Consider the following 1,527-nt stretch of genomic DNA (forward strand, 5'->3'; position numbering starts at 1 on the left):
GTCTCCGACTCAGTAGTTCTATGCCGAGTACCACGGACAAGCACGAATCGATCCGCAAACGACACCGCCGTCAAAGTCGAGCGCACCGGCACAGCCTTAGCTTGCCGAAATGTCTTCCCTTCATCATCCGACAACATCACCACCCCATGATCGCCGACCGCCACGATGCGCTTATCAGCCCCGGTCCGCGTTGCCGCCAACATCTGCGCACTGGCAGCCGCACTAAAATGCTCCGCTGGCAATATCTGCAACGCCGGTTTGATGGCGACGGTTGGCTCCGTAGCATGCGCAACACCACACAACACCAGCAAGCCAATGAGCCCGCACCAAGTTCGATTCATTATTTTCATGGCCACTGCTCCTAATGACTAAACACACCCGGCGCACGCACCGGTGACCGACGTGGAAAAATCTTCTCCAGCACCACAGCCAGCGCTGGCAACGCCGTCATCGCCATAATCAAATTAACGATAAACATAAACGCCAGCAACTTGCCCATGTCGGCTTGAAACTTCAGGGACGAAAAGCTCCAGGTCGCCACACCGACGGCCAGCGTAATGGCGGTAAAGATCGTCGCCATGCCGACCTCAAGAATCGATTGCTCAATCGCCTTCACAATCGGCACGCCAGCGGCCAGATGGCCCTGCAAGCGGTTATAGATATAAAACGCGTAATCGACGCCGATCCCCACCGCCAGCACCATCACCGGCAAGGTCGCAACGGTCAATCCGATCTGAAACTCCTTCATAAACCAATAGCCGATAAAGGTCCCTACCGTCAGCGGCAAGCAGCACGCCAGTACGGCCCGGAAATCGCGATACACCAAAAACACCAACACCATAATCGCGGCATACACATACAGCATCATCGGCAACTCGCTCTTCGCTACTTCGTCGTTGATCGCTGCCAATAGTCCAGCATTACCCGCGGCCAGCCGGATCGTCACGCCCGGTGTGGGATGCGTATCGCGGAACGCTTTGACCGCATCGATCACACCATTGATGGTGGTCGCCTTATGATCGGCCAAATACAAATGCACTGCCGTCATGCTGCAATCTTTGTTGAGGTAACCGCGCACGCGCCCGATCTCGGTCGATAAACCGGCGTAGTTGCCGGTATCAATCGGGACCACATTCATCTTGGGATTGCCTTCGTTGTAGCCCTGATTGTAGGTACGCAAATTGTCGGCATACGAACTGATGGAGACGATTCCGGGGACGTTTTTAAGCGAGTAAGCCAGGTTGTCATCAAACGCACCAACCGCCGGGCTTTCGCACGAATCGGGTGGAGCGGCAATCACGACCGATAACCAATCCAAGCCAACGTCGTAGTTGTCGGCAATCGACACCGCATCGCGATTGAAGCGTGCCTCGGCCCGTAATTCCGGCGCGCCCGGTTGCAGCGTGCCGACCACACGGTCACGGCTTTGCCACACCGCAGTGGCAAACACAGCGGCCACCAGCACCAGCGTGATGACCGCATTGCGCGGCTCGGCCACGCGGGCCAGCGTGCGTAACCAGCGCGCAC

The 1,527-nt window shown here is 57.0% G+C and carries 1 protein-coding gene and 1 pseudogene; both read right to left on the reverse strand.

What is annotated here, in order from left to right; genetic code table 11:
* Positions 1 to 350, reverse strand: a pseudogene (locus tag ACVBEF_RS21150) (hypothetical protein); the annotation flags it as partial.
* An 11-nt stretch (positions 351 to 361) separates the two neighbouring features.
* On the reverse strand, positions 362 to 1,527 hold a 1,166-nt coding region (locus ACVBEF_RS21155; protein ID WP_447125863.1), incomplete at its 5' end, for an efflux RND transporter permease subunit.

Source organism: Glaciimonas sp. GG7 (assembly GCF_052976905.1).